Source organism: Pelagibacterium sp. (genome assembly GCF_035555455.1).
Classification (GTDB): domain Bacteria; phylum Pseudomonadota; class Alphaproteobacteria; order Rhizobiales; family Devosiaceae; genus Pelagibacterium.
On the sequence record NZ_DATMGM010000012.1, the window covers coordinates 43,598 to 64,341 of the forward strand.

The following is a 20,744-nucleotide window of genomic DNA, read 5'->3' on the forward strand; positions in this document are numbered from 1 at the left end:
GGCTGGAAAGCATAATGGCAGATACTGCGCCGCCAGTTTGCGCGCCTGCTCGATGATGTGAGCCGATGCGATCTGTCCTGGCTCAATTGAAACGGAGAAGACAATGACCCAGGACCTGGCCCGGATCCGCGCCTTCGTACAGGTGTTTGATGCGGGAGGCTTTTCAGCCGCAGCCCGGGTGCATGGCCGTTCAAAGGCGCTGTTGTCCAAATACGTGACCGATCTCGAAGACCACCTCGGCGTCCGGCTCATGAACCGCACGACGCGCAAGCTCAGCCTCACCGAGGCGGGCGATGCCTATTACCGCGAGGTGAGCGATATCCTCTCCCAGCTTGACGATCTCGATGCGACCATTTCAGAACAGACAGCCGCGGCGCGGGGAATCCTGCGTGTATCCGCCCCGCGCAATTTCGGGGAAGCGACGCTTCTTGAGCCGCTGTTCGAGTTTACCAGCGCCCACCCGGACGTGACACTGGACCTGCGGCTGGAAGATCGCATGGTCGATCTGGTCGAAGAAGGTATCGACGTTGCGCTGCGCATTTCGAAAATGGCCGACACCTCGCTGATCGCGCGCAAGATAGCCGAAACCTCGGTTGCGGTGATGGCGGCCCCCTCGGTCATCAAGGCCCATGGGGCGCCCCAAAGCCCTGAGGCCCTGCGCGGCGTGCCGTGCATCATCGATACCAACATGACAGGTCAGGCCAACTGGCAATTCGTCGAGGATGGCAGGACCGTCACCGTGCATGTGGACGGTCCGGTACGGGTGAATTCGGCTGTCGGGGCGCTGGTTGCGGCCCGAAAAGGCCTCGGTTACGCATTATTGCCGAGCTTTCTCACTGATTCGGCCATCAAGAAGGGGGAGCTCGTGCCGGTTTTGACCGATTATCTGCCGCAACGTCCGCTGCTACAGGCGGTCTATCCCCACCGGCGGCACCTTTCGGGCAAGGTGCGGGCACTGATCGACTTCCTCGTCGATTGGTTCGAAAACCACCCGGTCAATTCCTGAAGACATGCAGGGCGGGGTTTTCAAACGGGCCGGGGCAGCTCTCCTTACGGTTCTGGCGCTAGCCGCGCCGGCCGTTGCGCATCCTCATGTGTGGATCGATGCCGCCGGAGAGATACTGTTCGAAGACGGCGCGATCGCCGGCATGCGGCATCACTGGACATTCGATCCCTATTTCTCTGCCTGGGCCATCCAGGGGCTCGATGCTGACGGCGATGGAAACCTGTCGCAAACCGAATTGCAGCCCCTCGCAGAGGAGAACATCGAAGGGCTCGACTACTACTCCTACTATACCTTCGCGAACCCTGAAGGGCTCGACGGACACGCCGCGGTCGGATCGGCTTACGATCCGTCGATGACCTACGCCGACGGACGCGTGACGCTGACATTCACCATGCGGTTTCGCGAGCCCCAAAGCATCTTTGGCATCTATGACATCGAGGTGGGCGACCCGGAATATTACGCTGCCTTCACCTTTCCTGATGCCGGTGCCGTGAGGCTTGAAGGAGCGCCCGAGGGCTGCGCTGTGGTGGCCAAGGAGCCACAGCCGATCGATCCTCAAATCGAGGAACGGCTGTTCATGCTGCCGCCCGAGATCACTCAACTGCCCGAGGACCTCCGACAGGCGGCGCGTGATCTGGCCAATCTGGTGACCGTCACCTGCCCCGCCAGCGCCCCGGCCACGGCGCTTCAGGCCATTGAGACCGTCACCGCGCAGCGTCCGGCGACCCCGTTTTCCGCGCCGCCCGCCGAGCCCTCGATCCTGCCGTCACAGGGCGGGTTCTTCGGCTGGATCGCCGCCCAGCAGCGTGTCTTTTATCGCGCGATGACCGATGCGCTGGGGGCGCTGCACCGCGATGCCAGCGCCTTCTGGATTCTGGGTGGCCTGAGCTTTCTGTATGGCGTGTTTCACGCGGCGGGGCCGGGCCATGGCAAGGTGGTGATCTCATCCTATATGCTCGCCAATGAGCGCCAGCTCAGGCGTGGCATTGTCCTGAGCTTTCTGTCGGCGATGATGCAGTCGGCGGTGGCTGTGGCGTTCGTTCTGGCAGCCGCCGGTGTGTTGCGGCTCACATCAACGGCAATGAGTGAAGCCGCCCACGCCATGGCGGTTGCATCCTATGGGCTGGTCGCGCTGCTTGGGGCGTGGCTGGTGCTGCGCAAGCTCGGTTTCCAGCGCGGCCATGCTCACGGCGACGGGCACCATCATGATCACAGCCACGACCACGAGCACGATCATCGTCACCACCATGACCACGATGCGTGCTGCGGCCATATGGTCACGCCGCAACAGGCCCGGGGCGGGTGGCGCGAAGGATTGGGCGTGGTGGTTTCGGTCGGCTTGCGGCCCTGTTCGGGCGCTCTGATCGTCCTGGTTTTCGCCTTGAGCCAGGGTCTGCTGCCTGCCGGAATTCTGGCCACGTTTCTCATGGGGTTGGGAACGGCGCTGACCGTTGCGATGCTGGCCACGCTGGCGGTATTTGCCAAGGGAGGCGCACTGCGACTCACCGCCGGAGGGTCTGCGGGCACCCGTCTTTTGTGGTGGTTCGAACTTGCGGGCGCGCTTCTGGTCATGGGTTTTGGGGTGATCTTGCTATTTGCCAGTTTTTAACCGGTCAAATGGCCGCATTTTGGTGCAGGGGAGTTGCCCCGCTAGGGCTTATCGCTATTGTGCGCCTAATTTTCCAAGCCGAAAAATCCTCACCATGACCGCTTCCTTGCCTCTCGATCATCCCGCCATTCAGCCGAGAAAAATCGGCGTCCTGCTGCTCAATCTGGGCACACCGGACGCGACCGACTATTGGAGCGTGCGCCGATACCTCAAGGAGTTCCTCTCCGACACGAGGGTGATCGAGACGCCGAAATGGCGTTGGTGGCCGATCCTCAACCTGTTCGTTCTCACGACGCGTCCCCAGAAGACCGGGGCGAATTACGAGATCATCTGGGACAAGGAGCAGAACGACAGCCCGTTGCGGATCATCACCCGATCGCAGGCGGATAAGCTGGCGGCGGCTCTTGATGATGAGCGGATTGTCGTCGATTTCGGCATGCGCTACGGCAATCCGAGCACAGCCAGCGCCATCGAAAACCTCAAGGCGCAGGGCTGCGATCGCATCGTGATCTTCCCGCTCTATCCGCAATATTCGGCGACCACGACGGGCACGGCCAACGATCAGGCCTTCCTGGCCCTGAAAGATATGCGCTGGCAGCCTGCGGTCCGAACCGTGCCCGCCTATTTCGACGATGAAGTCTATGTCGAACGGCTGGCCAAATCGATCGAAGAGGGCGTTGCCGCTCTCGATTTCGAGCCCGATCTGATCCTGACTTCGTATCACGGCATGCCCGTCGAATATCTGAAAAAGGGCGATCCATATCACTGCCAATGCCACAAGACGACGCGGCTGGTGCGCGAAAAACTGGGCTGGCCCGAAGACAAGTTGATGGTCACCTTCCAGAGCCGGTTCGGGCGCAGCGAGTGGTTGCAGCCCTATACCGACGAGACGCTGATGGCGCTGCCGTCAAAAGGGGTCAAGAAGGTTGCCATCGTCGCCCCGGCGTTCTCTGCCGATTGCATCGAAACGCTGGAAGAGCTGTCTCTGGAAGCGCGTGGCCAGTTCCTCGATGCCGGCGGCGAGCACTACGCCTATATCCCGTGCCTCAACGATACCGATGACGGCATGGCGGTCATCGAATCCATCGTGCGCCGCGAATTGTCGGGCTGGGTCTAGCGTCGCCGGAAAAGCCAATTCGCGCCTGGTGGCGATTGTCAGGCCTCGCGGGTCGCCGTACAGTCGCGCGCAAAACGCGTGACCAGCGAGGCCCCAGCAATGGACGGATTTTCGATCACCCTGATTGCCATAGGACTGTTGGGCGTCCTCGTCCTCGTGGCAGGCGTCAAAACGGTGCCGCAGGGCTTCAATTTCACCGTTGAGCGATTCGGGCGCTACACCCGCACCCTGACGCCGGGCCTTAACATCATCGTACCGTTCATTGATGCCATTGGGCGCAAGCTCAACATGATGGAACAGGTGCTCGACGTGCCCCATCAGGAAGTGATCACTCGCGACAACGCTTCGATCACCGCCAATGGGGTGACCTTCTACCAGATCCTCGACGCCGCAGCGGCCGCTTACGAGGTGGCTGATCTCCAGAACGCGGTACTCAACCTCACAATGACCAATATCCGGTCGGTGATGGGCTCCATGGACCTCGATGAATTGCTCAGCCACCGCGACGAGATCAATTCGCGCATCCTCAAGGTGGTCGATGCGGCGGTATCCCCATGGGGTGTCAAGATCACTCGCATCGAGATCAAGGACATCGATCCGCCCAAGGACCTCGTCGATGCCATGGGCCGGCAGATGAAGGCCGAGCGCGATCGCCGGGCTGTGATTCTGGAAGCTGAAGGCCAGCGGCAGGCCCAGATTCTCAAGGCCGAAGGTGAAAAGCAGGCCCAGGTGCTCGAAGCCGAAGGCCGCCGGGAAGCCGCGTTTCGCGATGCCGAAGCACGGGAGCGCTCGGCGGAAGCCGAAGCCAAGGCCACCCAGGTGGTGTCGGAAGCCATCGCTCAGGGCGATGTTCAGGCCATCAACTATTTCGTCGCCAACAATTACGTCAAAGCCCTCGAAAAGATCGCGTCTGCCCCCAATCAGAAGGTGCTGATGCTGCCGGTGGAAGCCGCCAGCGTGATCGGCGCCCTGGGCGGGGTCGCCGAGATCGCCCGCGAAGCCTTTGGCGGCGACGCGCCCCAGCGCAACCGTCCCGCGGCCCGGCCCCCGGCAACGCGCAGGGACGGCTAAAGCGCTGCGCGAACCCAGATTTGCTCCAGGAGCCGCCCTCATGGCCATCATCGATTTCATCGCCGCCAATTCCGCATGGTCCTGGGTCGTTTTCGGGCTGGTGCTGCTGGGGATAGAGCTGGTGGCGCCCGGCGTGTTCATGGTGTGGCTGGGGGCTTCGGCAATCCTCACCGGCCTCACCGTCTTTCAGACAGGCATCGGCTGGCCCATGCAATGGGGGCTGTTCGGCGTCCTTTCCGTTGCCCTGGTCAGCGGTTGGCTCGCCTTTTCGCGGCGTCGCTACGGCAACGCGCCACCCAGCCAAGATCCTCTCATCAACCGGCGCACCGCTCGGCTTCTGGGCCGCGAAACGGTCCTGACTGACGCGATAACCGATGGGTTCGGGCGCGTGCGCATTGACGATACCTTGTGGCGGGTTGCTGGTCCCGAACTTCCCGCAGGTACCACTGTGCGCATCGTCGGTGCGCGGGGTGCCGTTCTGGATGTGGAAGCTGTTGGATAAAGCGTCCGATAGGACCGATTTTAAAGCTTTGTTAACCATAAGTTGAAACCCTCGGCTCACCTTTCCGGAAGTGTGAAAATTGGGCCGAAACCTGTACCGAATCGCCGCGATCCTGTTGGTCGGCGCCAGCCTCGCTGGCGGCAGCGCGCAAGCTCTTGCTCAGGGTAATGGCTCGGGAACCGACAATCCCGACCTGTTGCGCGGTCCATTGGGCTTCAGTTGTTCTCCGGGAACGCTGTGCGATGTTCCGGCCAGCGATCTGGTCGCGCGGCCCGTCTCTGCCCCTATGACCCTTGCAGCTCCGGTCTCTGCACCCCCGGCTGCCACAACCGGCTTTGCCCAACCCGCAACCCCGGTCGCGGTGCCCGCTGTTTCTCCGCATCCTATCGTCGACAGCGGTGGATTCGGCGATCTGCATTACGGCATGTCCCTGCGCGGCGCCTATGTGCGCACCGACGCCCACGAGCGGTTCGAACTGATCGCTATCCCCGAATTTGGCCTTTCCCGGCACGGCGGCGCGACGGATCTGGACGTCGATGCGTCGCTGAACATCGTGCTGCCCACCGATTCGGATGCGCGCGTCAGTCGCGCCGAATTGGGCGCAACCGTCGAACATCGCCTCTCGCCATCGGCGGGTTTGAGCTTTGATACCGGCCTCGCGCTGCATCAGGATGACCCCACCGGCCTTACTGTCGACGACGCCGATGTCGCGATCGCCCCGCAGACGCTCACCGGTCACGCGCAGATGGGATACGTCCAGCGCTTTGGGCGCTTCAATGCTGGTGCGACCTTGGGGCTGAGCCGCAATTGGGTGGGCGACACCACCCGCATCGACGGCACCACCTTTTCCAATGACGGGGATTCCTACACCCGCTACGAGGGCGGGGTGCGTGTTGGCTATGCGGTCACGCCGCTGATCGAAGTCTTCGGTGCAGGGGAGGCTGGGCGCAGCGAATTTGACGCGGTCGATCCCGGCCTTGGGGCATTCCGTACCAGTTCGGACATGGTGTTGCGCGGAGGTATCGCCGCCAACTGGCAGGATGTGCTGACCGTCGAAGCCTCGGTCGGCTCGGGCTGGCGGCAGTATGACGCCGCTGGCCTCGCCGACGCGCAAAGCTGGCTCTATGCCGCTTCGCTGGGCTACCAGGCGACTGCAACCACCCGATTTACCACAAGTTTTGAGACCGACCTCACCCCCGGCCACGGGGCGTATGGCGGGGCGATCACCCGCTATGGGCTGGATTTGGGCGTCCGGCACATCGCCAATTCATGGCTCACCCTGCGCGGCAACGCCGGTGCCGCCTTGCTGGTGCGCGAGGATGGATCTGAGGATGGGCGGCGCTACAACGCCGGGCTGGGGGCCGAACTGGTGCTCGGCCCGCACAGCACCGCCACGCTGGATTACGATTACGCTGTGCGTGAGGATTACGGTGCCACCCCCACCGAACGGGATGAGCACCGGATCAGCGCCGGGGTCAGCCTGCGATACTGATCGGGATTTCGCCGGTCAGCGTCTTGAGTTCCTGCATGAACGCATCGGCGATGTCCTCGCGGTCGAGTGCGAACACCACATTGGCGCTCAAGAACCCGATCTTGGAGCCGCAGTCGAACGAACGTCCTTCATACTTGACCCCGGTGAACTTCTGCATGTCCATCAGCGCCTGCATGGCGTCGGTGATCTGGATTTCGCCGCCAGCACCCGCCGCCTGCTCGGTGATCAGCCCGAAGATTTCCGGCTGCAGGATGTAGCGCCCCGAGATGATGAGATTTGAGGGGGCATCCTCGGGTTTGGGCTTTTCCACCATGCCGGTGATGGAAAACCGCTCATCGGGTCCTTCGCCCCGCGCCACCACGCCATAGGAGGAAACGTCCTCGTGGGGCACTTCCTCGACGGCGATCACATTGCCGCCCGTCTGCTCATAGGCGTCCATCATCTGCTTGAGAACGCCGGGTTCCGATTTGAAGATCATGTCCGGAAGCAGCAGCGCGAACGGTTCGTTGCCGACGATGTCGCGGGCACACCACACGGCGTGGCCGAGTCCCAACGGTTCCTGCTGGCGGGTAAAGCTGGTCTGCCCTGCCTTGGGCAGGTCGCGGCGCAGCTCTTCGAGGGCGTCGAGTTTCCCTCGCGCCTCAAGGGTCGCTTCCAGTTCGAACTGGCGGTCGAAATGGTCCTCGATGACACCCTTGTTGCGCCCGGTGACGAACACAAAATGCTCGATCCCCGCCTCGCGGGCCTCATCGACCGCATATTGGATCACGGGCCTGTCGACGACCGTCAGCATTTCCTTGGGCATGGCCTTGGTGGCGGGAAGGAATCGGGTGCCCAGACCGGCGACCGGAAAGACTGCTGTGCGGACTGTGTTGGCCACTGTGTGCTCCATTTTAAGAATGTCTGCCAAGATAAGACAGTTTCAACGCCTTGATGCAAGATTGCGGCAAACCTGCATGGTCTTGCAGTGCGCCCGGCGCGAGGCAAAGCCTGTATTAGAGCCCAGGAGTTGATAGAATGAGAACCAGGGCTCCGGATTCTTCCATTATCGTGACCTGTCCGAAGGAATAGCATGGGTATCCTCGTCACCGGCGGCGCCGGCTATATCGGCTCTCACATGGTTCTGCATCTCGCCGATGCGGGTGAGCGTGTCATCGTTCTGGACAATCTCACCACCGGTTTCGATTGGCTGGTCGATCACCGGGTCAAGCTGGTCGAGGGCGATATCGCCGATGCCGATCTGGTCGGACGGCTGATCGCCGAGCACGAGATAGAAGCGGTGATCCACTTCGCCGGCTCGATCGTCGTGCCCGAATCGGTGGAAAATCCGCTCAAATATTACCGCAACAACACATCGAAAACCCGCGACCTGATCGAAGCCTGCGTTGCCGGCGGCGTCCGCCATTTCATCTTTTCGTCAACGGCGGCGGTGTATGGAATGGTCGGCCTTGAGCCGGTCGGCGAGGAGGGCGCTCTCAATCCGGTGTCGCCTTATGGGCGCTCCAAGCTGATGAGCGAGTGGATGCTGGCCGATGTCGCTGCCGCCCATAAGATGACTTATGGCGTGTTGCGCTATTTCAACGTTGCCGGCGCGGACCCGCAGATGCGGGCCGGACAATCGACGGCGGGGGCGACGCATCTGATCAAGGTCGCGGTGCAGACGGCGCTGGGCCACCGCGACAAGATGAGCGTGTTCGGCGACGACTACGCCACGCCGGACGGCACCTGCGTGCGCGATTATATCCATGTCTCCGATCTGGTTTCCGCACATGGCCTGCTGCTCGATCATTTGCGCAAGGGTGGCGAAAGTCTCACCGTCAATTGCGGCTACGGTCGGGGCTTTTCGGTCGATGAGGTGATCTCGACGGTCAAGGCGGTCACCGGCATTGATTTCATCGTGGAACACGGCCCGAGACGGGCGGGCGATCCGGCCTCGATCGTTGCCAGTGCCGACCGGATCAGAGTGCTTGGCTGGCAGCCCCGCCACGACGATCTCGCTGGAATCGTCGATATGGCCTATCGCTGGGAAAAATATCTCGATACCCGCAACGATCGCCCGGCGATCTTCTGAAACGGGGCCGATCGGTCGCCCGGAACGCGAAAACCCTGTTCCGTATGGCCGGCAAAATACGGTATGAACATCCCATGACCGGCTTGCGCGCTCCCTTGGGCTCTCTTCTTGTGATCGTGCTGGCGCTGGCGGTGGCGTGGAGTGCCCCCGCGCTGGCCCAGCAAAGATCGCTGTTCGACGTGTTGTTTGGCGGCAATAACAATGCGGCCACCCAGCCGCCCCCGCCTGCTGCCCAGCCGCGCACGCAGCCTCAGCCGCAATCGATCCGGCGCGCGCCAGCGCCTGCGCCCGCTCCGGCCCCCGTCGCGCCACCCGCGCAAACCATCGCCAAGTCCGACGTCGCGCAGCGGGTTGCCGTGTTCGGAGATTCCCTGGGCGTTGATCTCGCCCGGGCCCTCGATCGCCTCTATGCCGAAAACCCCGACATTGCCGTGCTGCAAAAATCGGTGGGGTCTTCGGGCTTCGTGCGCAACGATTTTTACAACTGGAACACTGCCATAGAGGATGAACTGGTCGCCGACAGTTTTGACGTGGCCGTGGTCGCCATCGGCGTCAATGACCGGCAGGTGCTCAACGGAGCCGAGCCGCTCAGCGACCCCTGGCGCGAGGCCTATCGGGCCCGGCTCGACGCGTTCCTCGGCAATATCAGGGCTGCCGGAAAACAGGTGATCTGGATTGAACTGCCGCCCATGGAGCAGCCCACCTATGGGGCGGCCATGGCGCAGATTTCATCGATCCACAAGGCGGCCATCAGCGCTGTCGGCGGTGAGTGGGTCGAAACCTATGACCGCTATCTGGGGGAAAATGGTGCCTACAGCGCCAGTGGACCCGACCTCAACGGCAATATCGTCGTCATGCGCAAGGGCGATGGCATCCATTTTTCTGCCGCCGGGGCCGACAAGCTGGCGTTCTATGTCGATCGGGCCATGGGAGCCGGCGGCAGTCGGGTCAGCCTTTCGGGCAGCACTCTGGAGGTTGCGGACCTGTTGGCCGGAACCGATGCCGCCACAATGCTGCGCCCGCCCTTCCAGGGGCTGGAGCAGATGCGGCTGGTCGAAATGGCCAGCCTTGTGCAGGACCTTGGCGGTGTTGCCCCGAGGGCAGGCGATCTGATCCTCGCCGGAACGCCGGTGGCCAGAGGCTTCGCGCTCGAAGATATGCTCGACGCCCCGGCGGGCCGGGTCGATGCGTTCGGCGTGGGCCGGGTCCGGCGCGTGGTCGAGAACCCCACGGGGCGATAGCATCTTCAACGCGGCAGGGATGTTGCCCCCATCAGGTCCAGATCGATGGCCCTTGCGGCCTGACGGCCTTCGCGGATGGCCCAGACCACCAAGGATTGGCCGCGGCGCATGTCGCCCGCCGTATAAATCCCTGCAACGCTCGTCCGGTAGCTGAACGGATCGGCCAAAAGATTGCCGCGCGGGTCCAGGTTCGCACCCAGTTGGGCGAGCATGCCCTCGTGCACCGGGTGCGCAAAGCCGATGGCCAGCAGCACCAGTTCGGCAGGCAGCAGGAAATCGCTCTGCGCAATCGGCTGCCGGTCGATGCCGACCCGGGTGCATTGGACGCCACGGGCGTGGCCGTTTTCGTCGGCGACGATTTCGACCGTTCCTGCGGCAAACTCGCGGTTGACCCCCTCGGCCTGCGACGATGACGTGCGCATCTTGATCGCCCAGTTGGGCCACGAGGTGAGCTTGTCTTCCTTGAGCGGCGGCTGGGGACGGATATCGAGTTGAGTGACCGAAAGCGCCCCTTGCCGGACGGCAGTGCCTACACAGTCTGACGCCGTATCCCCGCCCCCGATCACCACGACATGCTTGCCGGTGGCCAGGATCGGCTCGCCCGTCACCCGCTCCCCGCCAGTGCGGCGATTTTGCTGGATCAGATAGGGCATGGCGTAGTGGACACCGCCAAGTTCGGTTCCCGCGCAACCCGGATGGCGCGGATGCTCCGCCCCGCCACAGAGCAGCACCGCGTCGTGATGGTCCCGCAAATCGGACAGCGGGCGGCTCACCCCGATATTTTCGCCAAAGTGGAAGACGACGCCCTCCGCTTCCATCTGGCTCTGACGGAAATTGATGTGGTGCTTTTCCATCTTGAAGTCGGGGATGCCGTAGCGCAGCAACCCGCCCGCCTTCGCCTCGCGCTCATAGACATGCACCTCATGCCCAACTCGCGCCAACTGCTGCGCGGCGGCCAGCCCGGCAGGCCCCGCGCCGACGATGGCGACCCGTTTCCCCGTCCGCTTTGCAGAAATCTGCGGGTGAACCCAGCCGGCCCGGATTGCCTTGTCGGCGATGGCCTGTTCGATCGTCTTGATGGCGACGGGGACATCTTCGAGGTTGAGCGTACACGCCTCTTCACAGGGGGCCGGACAGATGCGACCGGTGAATTCGGGAAAATTGTTGGTCGAATGCAGGTCGCGCGCCGCCGCTTCCCAATCGTCTTGATAGACCAGATCGTTCCAGTCCGGGATCTGGTTATGGACCGGGCAGCCCGTATCGCCATGGCAATAGGGAACCCCGCAGTCCATGCACCGCGCCGCTTGGTTGCGCAGGTCTGTCTCGCCCAGCGCCAGGGTGAATTCGCGATTGTGCCGCACCCGGTGAGACACTGGCTCATAGCCTTGCTCTTGCCGCGCAATCTCCAGAAAGCCCGTGACCTTACCCATTGGCCCGTTCCTCCTGTGGAGCAGGTGAAATCGGCGCTCGATCCTCCCGCCGTTCTTCCATGGCACGGCGATAGTCGGTCGGCATGACCTTGACGAATTTGGCCCGGTAGGCGGCCCAATTGTCGAGGATGGTTCGGGCCCGCTCCGAGCCGGTATAGTGCAGATGGTTGGAGATCAGCCGGAACAGCTGCCTGTCCTCGATTAGCGGTTCGAGATCGACCATGGCAAGGTTGCAGCGCGACTGGAATGTCTGATCTTCGTCGAGCACATAGGCGATACCCCCGCTCATCCCGGCAGCAAAGTTCCGCCCGGTTCGGCCAAGAACGACCACCACACCGCCGGTCATATATTCGCAGCCATGGTCCCCGACGCCCTCCACCACGGCGAGCGCCCCCGAATTGCGCACTGCAAAGCGTTCCCCCGCCACGCCCCGGAAATAGCTCTCTCCGGAAATTGCCCCGTAGAGCACCGTATTGCCCACGATCACCGAATCCTCGGGGACGGTCCTGGCGAGTTCGGACGGTCGGATGACGATCCGCCCCCCCGACAACCCCTTGCCGACGTAATCATTGGCATCCCCGACCAATTCGAAGCTGATCCCCTTGGCGAGGAAGGCCCCGAAACTCTGCCCCGCCGTACCCCGGAACCGCACCGAAATCGTGTCCTCGGCAAGCCCTTTGTGCCCATGCACTCTCGCGACTTCACCCGACAGCATCGCCCCGGTCGCCCGGTTGCGCGAACGGATCGGCTTTTCCAGCCGCACCGGCGTTCCCCAATCGATGGCATCGCGTGCCCGCTCGATCAGCCGCCGGTCCAGCACGGCTTCGAGATGGTGGTCCTGGCTCTGGGTGTGGCGGATGGCAGCGCCGTCCACAGGCTCCGGCTTATGCAGCACCCGGCTGAAATCGAGCCCTTTCGCCTTCCAGTGTTCGGATTGCGTTCCCTCCAGCAGGTCCGAGCGCCCGATCACCTCGTCGATCGTCCGCGCGCCGATAGAGGCCAGCAGGGCGCGCACCTCTTCGGCGACGAAGAAGAAATAATTGATGACATGCTCCGGTGTGCCCTTGAAGCGTTTGCGCAGCACGGGGTCCTGGGTGGCGATGCCGACCGGGCAGGTGTTGAGATGGCACTTGCGCATCATTACGCACCCGGCTGCGATCAGCGGCGCGGTGGCAAACCCGAATTCGTCGGCCCCCAGCAGCGCCCCGATCAACACGTCGCGCCCGGTCCGCAGGCCCCCATCGACCTGCAAGGCCACCCGCGACCGCAGCCCATTGAGCACCAGCGTCTGGTGCGTTTCGGCCAGCCCGATCTCCCAGGGCTCGCCCGCATGCTTGAGCGAGGTGAGCGGCGATGCCCCGGTGCCGCCGTCATGGCCCGAAATGGTGATGTGATCGGCGCGCGCCTTGGCCACCCCCGCCGCGACCGTCCCCACACCCAATTGGGCCACCAGCTTCACCGAAATGTCGGCTTCCGGGTTGACGTTCTTGAGGTCGAAAATGAGCTGGGCCAGATCCTCGATCGAATAGATGTCGTGGTGCGGTGGCGGCGAGATCAGTCCCACCCCGGGCGTCGAGTGCCGCGTCCTGGCGATCATCCGGTCAACCTTATAGCCGGGCAATTGGCCGCCCTCGCCGGGCTTGGCCCCCTGAGCAATCTTGATCTGGAGCATGTCGGCATTGACCAGATAGTCGGTGGTCACCCCAAACCGCCCCGACGCGACCTGCTTGATGGCCGAACGCTGCGGGTTCATCGTCCCGTCGGCGAGAGGCGCATAGCGCTGGGGCTCTTCGCCCCCTTCGCCGGTGTTGGATTTGCCGCCAAGCTGGTTCATGGCGATTGCAAGTGTTGTATGCGCCTCGCGCGAGATCGACCCAAAACTCATCGCCCCTGTCGAAAAGCGGCGCACGATGGCTTCAGCCGGTTCGACATCCGAGAGGTCAATAGCGGGCCCGAGCGTCTTGAGCGCAAACAGCGAGCGGAGCGACAAGCGCCCGGCTGTCTCCCCGTTGGCCGCGCGCGCAAACGCGTCGTAGCGCTCCTGCGCTGCGTCTGGCGTATCGCCTTTGAGGCGCACCGCGTGTTGCAGGGCGGTGACCGTTTCGGGTCCCCACGCATGGGCCTCGCCGCGCATACGAAAGGCATAGTCTCCGCCGATATCGAGGGCGTGCGCCAGCAGCGCGTCGTCGGAAAAGGCAAGGGTGTGCCGCCGCAGGCTTTCCTCGGCGATCTGATCGAGCCCCACCCCTTGGATGGCCGTTGCGGTGCCAAAAAAGTATGTCTCGACGAAATCCGAGGCGAGCCCAACGGCATCAAAGACCTGCGCGCCGCAATAGGACTGATAGGTCGAAATGCCCATCTTGGACATGACCTTGAGCAATCCCTTGCCGACCGATTTGATGTAGCGGTCCACCAAGTCCTGCGCGCTTATTTCCTGCGAGAATGCGCCCTCGGCGTGCAGCGAAGCGAGCACTTCGAAGGCAAGATAGGGGTTGATGGCCTCGGCACCATAACCGGCCAGCATCGCAAAATGATGGATTTCCCGCGCCTCGCCGGTCTCGACCACCAACCCCGTCGAGGTCCTGAGCCCGGCGCGGATCAGGTGGGTGTGGACCGCCGAAAGCGCCAGCAGGGTCGGGATATCGAGCCTTTGTGCCGACACCAGCCGGTCCGACAAGATGATGATGTTGTCGCCATCGCGAACCGCCGCTTCGGCGCGGTCGCACAGGGCGTCGAGCGCCGCCGCCATCCCGGCAACGCCCTCATCGACCGGAAAGGTGATGTCCAGCGTCGCGGTGCGGAACTGGTTGTCCTCCATGCTGCCCAGCGCACGGATTTTTTCCAAATCCCCATTGGTGAGGATCGGCTGGCGTACTTCGAGACGCTTGACGGTCGCGAGGCCTTCGAGATCGAACAGATTGGGGCGCGGGCCGATGAAACTCACCAGGCTCATCACCGATTCTTCCCGGATCGGGTCGATGGGCGGATTGGTGACCTGCGCGAATTTCTGCTTGAAATAGGTGTAGAGCAGCCGCGGCCTCTCCGAGAGAACCGACAGCGGCGTATCGGTGCCCATGGAGCCGATGGCTTCTTCCCCGGTGGCTGACATGGGCGTCATCAGCAGCCCGATATCCTCCTGCGTGTAGCCGAACACCTGCAAGCGATCGAGCAGCGCATCGGTCGGCTCGGGGGCGGTGGGCTCGGTTTCGGGCAGCTCTTCCAGCACGATCTGCGTCCGGGCCAGCCAGTTGGCGTACGGATGCCTTTTCGCCAGCGAGCGCTTGATTTCCTCGTCGTCAATGATGCGCCCGCCTTCAAGATCGATCAGCAGCATGCGCCCGGGTTGCAGCCGCCATCGCTCGACCAGTTCTTCCTCGGCAATGTCGAGCACACCAGATTCCGAGGCGAGCACCACATGGCCCTCGCGGGTCACCATGTAGCGGGCCGGGCGCAAGCCGTTGCGGTCCAGTGTCGCGACCACGTAGCGGCCATCGGTCATGACCATGGCTGCGGGCCCGTCCCATGGCTCCATCAGCGCCGCGTGGTATTCGTAAAAGGCGCGACGTTGCTCATTCATCAGCGGATTGCCCGCCCAGACTTCGGGCACCAGCATCATCGCCGCGTGCGGCAGCGAATATCCGCCGCGCACCAGAAATTCCAGCGCATTGTCAAAACACGCCGTGTCCGATTGCCCTTCGTAGGAAATGGGCCAGAGCTTGGGCATCTCATCGCCGAACAGATCGGAGGCGACCGAGGCCTGCCGCGCTTCCATCCAGTTGACGTTCCCGCGAATGGTGTTGATCTCGCCGTTATGGATGGTCATCCGATAGGGATGGGCCAGCTTCCACGAGGGAAAGGTGTTGGTGGAAAACCGCTGATGCACCAGCGCGATGGCGCTCTCGAAATCGGGGTCGTGAAGGTCAGAATAAAACCGGCCCAACTGATCGGCGAAAAACATGCCCTTATAAACGATGGTGCGCGCCGACAGGGAGACGACATAAAAGCCATTGTCGTCCTGCGCCTCCGGGATCGCGCCGTAAACGGTGTTGGAAATGACTTTGCGCGCGACCAGAAGTTTGCGCTCGAAGGCGTCGGGATCGGCGAGGCCCGCTGGCCGGGCGACAAATATCTGCTCGATGATGGGCTGGGTGGCGATGACGCCTGCCGAAAGGGTGGAATTGTCAAACGGGACGATGCGCTCTCCCAGCACCGTCAGTCCTTCGGCGGCCAGGACTTCGCGGACCAGAGCGGCGCAGCGATCGCGCAGGCCAGCGTCATTGGGATAAAACAGCATCAGGGGCGCGTATTGGCCCCGGGGCGGCAGGGCGAACCCGGCGACCTTCTTGAAAAAATTGTGGGGAATCTGGGTGAGAATGCCGGCGCCATCGCCCATCAGCGGGTCAGCGCCCACGGCGCCGCGATGTTCCAGATTTTCGAGGATTTCGAGGCCCTTTTGCACCACGTCGTGGCTGGGCCGGTTCTTGATGTTGGCGATCATGCCGATGCCGCAGGCATCGTGTTCGTTGTTTGGGGAGTACAATCCTTGCGCCGCCGGGCGTCCGCTACGGACACCGGCGGCCAACGCTCGTGTTGGAACTTGGCACGATCCGACCTGGGTGATGACCATCTGTATTGTTCCTCGGCTTGCCTTTAGCGGGCACGCTGCCGTCACCGGCAGGTTGCCCGGATTTCGGGATCACATCGCCGTCGCGTCGTATGGGTTACGGCTCGTCGCAGGCGATATTGCATTCCAATATAGGTGCGGCGCTGCATCCAAATGGCCGCTCGTGTTCGGCTGGCGCGTGTCAACCGCTCAGCCCCGCCGATGCCCTCCCGAAAGCGGGAAGGGACGGTCCGGCGTGTGTACTGCCCGGGGAGACCGGCGCAGTCTCAGGTGGGGCAGCATTGCTGCCCTATCTAAAAAATTTGCACAGAATAAACCTGCGATCAAGCGCCTTTGTGCGCCTGCGGGGCAAAAAATGAAACGAAAAAGGGCTGATCCAGTCGCCCGGATCAGCCCGTGTCGAAAACGACTAGCGCCTAAAGCGCTGGTTCTGCTTCGATTTATTCGAGGTGGGATTTGATGAACCAGAGGTTTTTGTCCAGATCGCGCGAAAATGCGGTCAGGATGTCGGCGGCATCGGCATCACCGGCCTCGTCGGTGGCGTCGATATCCTCACGCACCTGATTGGCCAAAGCGGCAAAGCGCTCGGCCAGCGCGGCGAGGTGGTCAGAGGTCTTGCGGATGTCGGTGGGGTAGGGCGCCACTTTGCTCTGCTTGGCGACGACTTGGCTGGTGCCCAGGGCAACGCCGTCGAGCTGGGCGACACGTTCGGCAATGGTGTCGACATGCTCGTCGATCGTGGCGCGCATGGGGTCGAGCATTTCATGGACAGCGATGAAATTGGGTCCCTTGAGGTTCCAGTGCGCCTGCTTGACGATCAGCGCCAGGTCGATGGAATCAGCCAGCCGCGCATTGAGGATATCGATGACGGTTGATTTGGCGTTGGACTTGAGGGCAATCGAAGGTGTCTTCATGGCAAAATCCTTTAAGTAGGAGGGACATCCGACAGGCTAAACCCCGCATGGGGCGGCACGGTTCCCGTTCGTAAAAAAACAGGCGCAGCCCGGAGTGGACTGCGCCCTTTCTATCAAGCCGAGAAGGGGACGGTCTTAGTTGACCGTCTTGTCCTCAAGGGTCGGGGCGCTGTCCGATTTGATCTCGATCTGGCGCGGCCGCTTGGAGTCAGGCAGTTCGCGCTTGAGTTCAATGTGGAGCAGGCCGTTTTCCAGCGCAGCACCGGAAACCTCGACATAGTCGGCAAGCTGGAAGCGCAGTTCGAAGGCGCGCTCGGCGATGCCGCGATGGAGGAATTCACGCTGCTTGTCGTTGGCGCTGTTCTCGCGGGCACCCTTGACCTGGAGGCTGTTTTCCTTGGTCTCGATGGCGATGTCGCCGGACGAGAACCCCGCCACTGCGATCGTCACGCGATAGGTGTCCTCACCGGTGCGTTCGATATTGTAGGGTGGATAGGTCTTGGCATCCTCGGTCACCAAAGTGTCGAGGCGCGAGAAAAGGCGGTCGAAGCCGACCGTGGAGCGATAGAAGGGGGAAAAATCGAGTCGTTGCATTTTCCGTGTTCTCCTGACTTGAGCAAGAATCACTGTCATTGCTGCCGGCGGGCTGTTCCCATAAGCGGCGAACCGTTCGCTGGCGGCGTCCCCGGGTCATCCGGCGGACAGCACAAAGATAGGGAGGGCGAAAACCCACTTCAAGGGCGGAGAGCAGCCACACAATTTGGCGGCTGAATTGAAAATGAACGGAGCGCTTGGCAGGCGTTCAGGCTGGGTGGGCTACTCAAAGGCATGTGATCCCGGAGCACGGGGTCCATATCCAGACGCAGGCGCCGTTCACCGCCCCCCGCAACGGCGTCTGCGTCCTTTCCCTCGGTCTGCCCCCTCTTGTTCTGTCCTGATTTACCCGGGTCCGCTATGGTCGCGGCTCTGTCGCTATTCGAGAGGAACCGCCCGGTGAACAAGGTCGTCACCCCCGCCCAACCCAGTCTTGTCGCGGTGCCGTCCAATCCCGTGCCCGAAGGCGCGCGGGCCGGCTATTTCTCCACCAGCGACACCATCCGGCTGCGATACGCCCTCTTTGCCCATCAGGGTGAGAGCGCACGCGGAACGGTGGTTCTCGTGCAAGGGCGAACCGAGTTCATCGAGAAATATTTCGAGACCATCACCGACCTGCAAAAGCGCGGATTTACCGTCGCGACTTTCGATTTGCGAGGGCAGGGTGGCTCCCAGCGCCTGATCGACAATCCTCGTCTCGGATATGTCGAGAACTTTGATGATTATTGGACTGATCTCCACGATTTTCACACCAAGGTTGTGCTCCCGGATTGCCCTCCGCCCTACCACCTTGTCGGCCATTCCACGGGGGGATTGATCGGTCTTCTGGCCGCCAGCCGCGATCGGCTGATGTATGATCGGGTATTCCTTGCCTCGCCGATGATCGGCCTTCCGGGCCTGCCCTTCTCGCTCAAATGGACATCGAGACTGGTCAATTTCCTCAGATTCCTGGGCTTGTCGCAGCTGCCGCTCGGCAGGCGCGCCGACAAGCCCCAGAGCGAAGCCTTGTTTGAAAACAACGCGTTAACGTCGGACAAGGCGCGCTACATGCGCAGTAGCGATGTGCTCGCCGCGCGTCCGGATCTGGCGATAGGCTTCCCCACTCTGGGATGGATCGGCTCCGCCCTCTCCGCGATGCGCCAAGCCAACGCGGATGACTTTCCGCAAAAACTGCAGATCCCGGTTTTCATCTGCGCTGCCGCCTTGGACCGGGTCGTTGATACCGGTGCCAGCGAAGCGCTCGGCCTGCGCCTCAAGGCGGGGCACCACGTGGTCATCCCCGGTGCCCGCCATGAAATGTTTATGGAAAATCAAGCGGTTCGCGCACAGGTGCTCGCAGCGTTCGACGCCTTCGTGACCGAGCAGTCCCCCTGATCAGCCCGCCATCGCCGCGCCCAGAACCGCAAGGGCCTGCTCATGCAGTTCGGGCGTGGCCGCAGCCACACAACTGCCCCCCATCTCCGCGCGCCCGCCATCCCAGGTCGTGATCACGCCCCCCGCCGCCTCGATGATCGGAATCAGTGGCGTGATGTCGACGTCCTTGAGGCCAACCTCGACCACGAGGTCGATCTGACCGGTGGCGAGCAGGCAATAGGCGTAGCAATCCAGCCCGTACCGAACCACCTGCACACGGTCCTTCAGCGCCGTCCACGCTGCATGCTCCCGGCCTTCGAACATGTCCGGCGACGTGGTGCTGGTGCGTGCCAGTTCCAGTTTCGTCACCGTGCTGGCGGTTGCTGGTGCGGGGATGCCGTTGCGTCCATGCTGCAGCTTTCCGCCCGCTGCCAGCCAGTATTCACCGGTGAAGGGCTGTTCCATCAGCCCGGCAACGGCGCGACCCTCATGGGTCAGCCCGATCAGCGTGCCCCACACCGGCACGCCCGAAATGAATGCCCGGGTCCCGTCGATCGGATCGATGACCCAGCAATAGGGCGACGTGCCGGCCTTGGCGTCCCATTCCTCGCCGACAATTCCATGGTCCGGGTGCCGCTCGCCGATAATCCTGCGAATCGCGATTTCCGCCTCGCGGTCGGCCTCGGTCACCGGGTCGAACCCGCCATGGTCCTTGTTATCCACAACCAATTGCGTGCGGAAACGCTCCAGCGTCACCGGCCGTGCCGCCGCAGCGCTCGCCAGCAGCGTTTCGGTGATCTTGGCCTCGGAAAGAGTGGACGGTGCGGAAATTGTCATGAGGACTCAAAATCTTTGTAAAAAGTGGTCTGGACCTGCGCGGTAACCGGGCGAAGTCCTGTTCGTTAACAATGGGTTTACAGAAGTGATTCCTTTTTGCAACAGGGGTCGCCGATTGCGCCTTGCGAACGCAGGTCGGTCTTGCCTGTCGGGGAAAAAAGGTTCAAACACGAAGGTGCATGATGGATTGGCGATGTTTTCCGGTTCTCCGGCTTTCTGATCGCCAATGTTTCCTCCCTTGACTTGGGCCGCCCAGCGCGGCCCACTCTTTTATCCCCATCCATTTATCATGATTGCCGGGCGACAGCCTGCGGTGCTTTTATTCAGCAGCAAGCTGGGTGCGGGCAAGAGCCACGCTATCGATGCGCGCCAGCGCTTTGAGCAGGTCTTCAGCGATCCGCTGCAGGATTGGAAAACCCTGATGCTTGGCGAACGTAAGCTCGTGCATGTACAGGTGGCGGCTGAATTCGATCTGGAGCGCGTGCACTCCATATTGCGGGCGTCCATAGGCGCGGGTGGTGTGCCCCCCGGCATAGGGACGGTTGCGGGCGACCCGCAGGCCCGCAGCGGCAAATACCGTTTCCGCCATATCGACGAGCATCGGCGAACAGGCGGTCCCATACCGGTCGCCCAGCACCACATCTGGCGCCATGCGATCATTGCCGCGATTGAGCCTGGGCATGGAGTGGCAGTCGATCAGGACCGCGACCCCGAAGGTGGTGAGGGTCTCGCTCAACAGCGACTGAAGCGCCTTGTGATAGGGCTTGTAGATACCCTCGATCCGCATCAGTGCATCCTCAAGCGCCAATCGCTCGCGATAGATAGGGCGGTTTTCCGAAACGATGCGGGCGATGGTGCCAAGCCCGGCGGCAATGCGCGGTGA

General features: G+C 62.5%; 16 protein-coding genes. 9 read left to right on the top strand and 7 right to left on the bottom strand.

Features of this window, described 5'->3' with window-relative positions:
- Positions 1–103: 103 nt before the first annotated feature.
- From VNS12_RS02185 to VNS12_RS02210, 6 genes are all read left to right on the top strand, one after another.
- Positions 104–1,006, top strand: a complete 903-nt coding sequence (locus VNS12_RS02185) for a LysR family transcriptional regulator (RefSeq protein WP_325486201.1) — start codon at positions 104–106, stop codon at positions 1,004–1,006.
- A 4-nt stretch (positions 1,007–1,010) separates the two neighbouring features.
- Positions 1,011–2,615 carry a HoxN/HupN/NixA family nickel/cobalt transporter gene (locus tag VNS12_RS02190; RefSeq protein WP_325486202.1) on the top strand — a complete coding sequence of 535 codons (1,605 nt, stop codon included), beginning with the start codon at positions 1,011–1,013 and terminating at the stop codon, positions 2,613–2,615.
- Between the two features lie 94 nt (positions 2,616–2,709).
- A complete protein-coding gene (gene hemH, locus VNS12_RS02195; protein WP_325486203.1) occupies positions 2,710–3,732 on the top strand; it encodes a ferrochelatase in 1,023 nt (340 codons plus the stop codon).
- Between the two features lie 99 nt (positions 3,733–3,831).
- On the top strand, positions 3,832–4,803 hold the full coding sequence (locus VNS12_RS02200) for an SPFH domain-containing protein (protein ID WP_325486204.1): 972 nt from the start codon (positions 3,832–3,834) through the stop codon (positions 4,801–4,803).
- A gap of 40 nt (positions 4,804–4,843) precedes the next feature.
- Complete coding sequence (locus tag VNS12_RS02205) at positions 4,844–5,305, top strand: NfeD family protein (RefSeq protein WP_325486205.1); 462 nt, start codon at positions 4,844–4,846, stop codon at positions 5,303–5,305.
- 79 nt (positions 5,306–5,384) lie between these two features.
- Positions 5,385–6,797: an outer membrane beta-barrel protein gene (locus VNS12_RS02210; protein ID WP_325486206.1), complete on the top strand. Its 1,413-nt coding sequence runs from the start codon at positions 5,385–5,387 to the stop codon at positions 6,795–6,797.
- On the opposite strand, the gene galU is transcribed toward VNS12_RS02210, so the two are convergent.
- Positions 6,781–7,677, bottom strand: coding sequence for a UTP--glucose-1-phosphate uridylyltransferase GalU (galU, locus tag VNS12_RS02215; RefSeq protein WP_325486207.1), 897 nt, complete (start codon positions 7,675–7,677; stop codon positions 6,781–6,783). The two genes, VNS12_RS02210 and galU, sit on opposite strands and share 17 nt — an antisense overlap.
- Before the next feature lie 192 nt (positions 7,678–7,869).
- On the opposite strand from galU, the gene galE reads away from it, so the two are divergent.
- Complete coding sequence (gene galE / locus VNS12_RS02220; RefSeq protein ID WP_325486208.1) at positions 7,870–8,868, top strand: UDP-glucose 4-epimerase GalE; 999 nt, start codon at positions 7,870–7,872, stop codon at positions 8,866–8,868.
- A gap of 74 nt (positions 8,869–8,942) precedes the next feature.
- Positions 8,943–10,109, top strand: a complete 1,167-nt coding sequence (locus tag VNS12_RS02225) for an SGNH/GDSL hydrolase family protein (RefSeq protein WP_325486209.1) — start codon at positions 8,943–8,945, stop codon at positions 10,107–10,109.
- 5 nt (positions 10,110–10,114) lie between these two features.
- Here VNS12_RS02225 and VNS12_RS02230 read toward each other — a convergent pair whose 3' ends face one another.
- The 4 genes from VNS12_RS02230 to VNS12_RS02245 form a co-directional block, all read right to left on the bottom strand.
- The gene (locus tag VNS12_RS02230) at positions 10,115–11,539 is read right to left on the bottom strand and encodes a glutamate synthase subunit beta (RefSeq protein WP_325486210.1); all 1,425 of its coding nucleotides are present in this window, start codon (positions 11,537–11,539) and stop codon (positions 10,115–10,117) included.
- Positions 11,532–16,166, bottom strand: coding sequence for a glutamate synthase large subunit (gltB, locus tag VNS12_RS02235; protein ID WP_414693044.1), 4,635 nt, complete (start codon positions 16,164–16,166; stop codon positions 11,532–11,534). The genes VNS12_RS02230 and gltB overlap by 8 nt, the downstream gene beginning before the upstream one ends.
- A gap of 437 nt (positions 16,167–16,603) precedes the next feature.
- Complete coding sequence (gene dps, locus VNS12_RS02240) at positions 16,604–17,077, bottom strand: DNA starvation/stationary phase protection protein Dps (RefSeq protein ID WP_325486211.1); 474 nt, start codon at positions 17,075–17,077, stop codon at positions 16,604–16,606.
- Positions 17,078–17,212: 135 nt separating this feature from the next.
- Entirely contained in the window at positions 17,213–17,671 is a 459-nt protein-coding gene (locus tag VNS12_RS02245; RefSeq protein ID WP_325486212.1) for an Hsp20 family protein, read from the bottom strand.
- 399 nt (positions 17,672–18,070) lie between these two features.
- Between VNS12_RS02245 and VNS12_RS02250 the strand changes: the two genes are divergently transcribed.
- Complete coding sequence (locus VNS12_RS02250; protein WP_325486213.1) at positions 18,071–19,045, top strand: alpha/beta hydrolase; 975 nt, start codon at positions 18,071–18,073, stop codon at positions 19,043–19,045.
- Here VNS12_RS02250 and hisN read toward each other — a convergent pair whose 3' ends face one another.
- Together hisN and VNS12_RS02260 are read right to left on the bottom strand one after the other, a co-directional pair.
- Positions 19,046–19,861, bottom strand: coding sequence for a histidinol-phosphatase (gene hisN / locus VNS12_RS02255; RefSeq protein WP_325486214.1), 816 nt, complete (start codon positions 19,859–19,861; stop codon positions 19,046–19,048). It abuts the gene before it with no gap.
- Between the two features lie 319 nt (positions 19,862–20,180).
- Positions 20,181–20,744: N-formylglutamate amidohydrolase (locus VNS12_RS02260; protein ID WP_325486215.1), on the bottom strand; the 564-nt coding region annotated here is incomplete at its 5' end.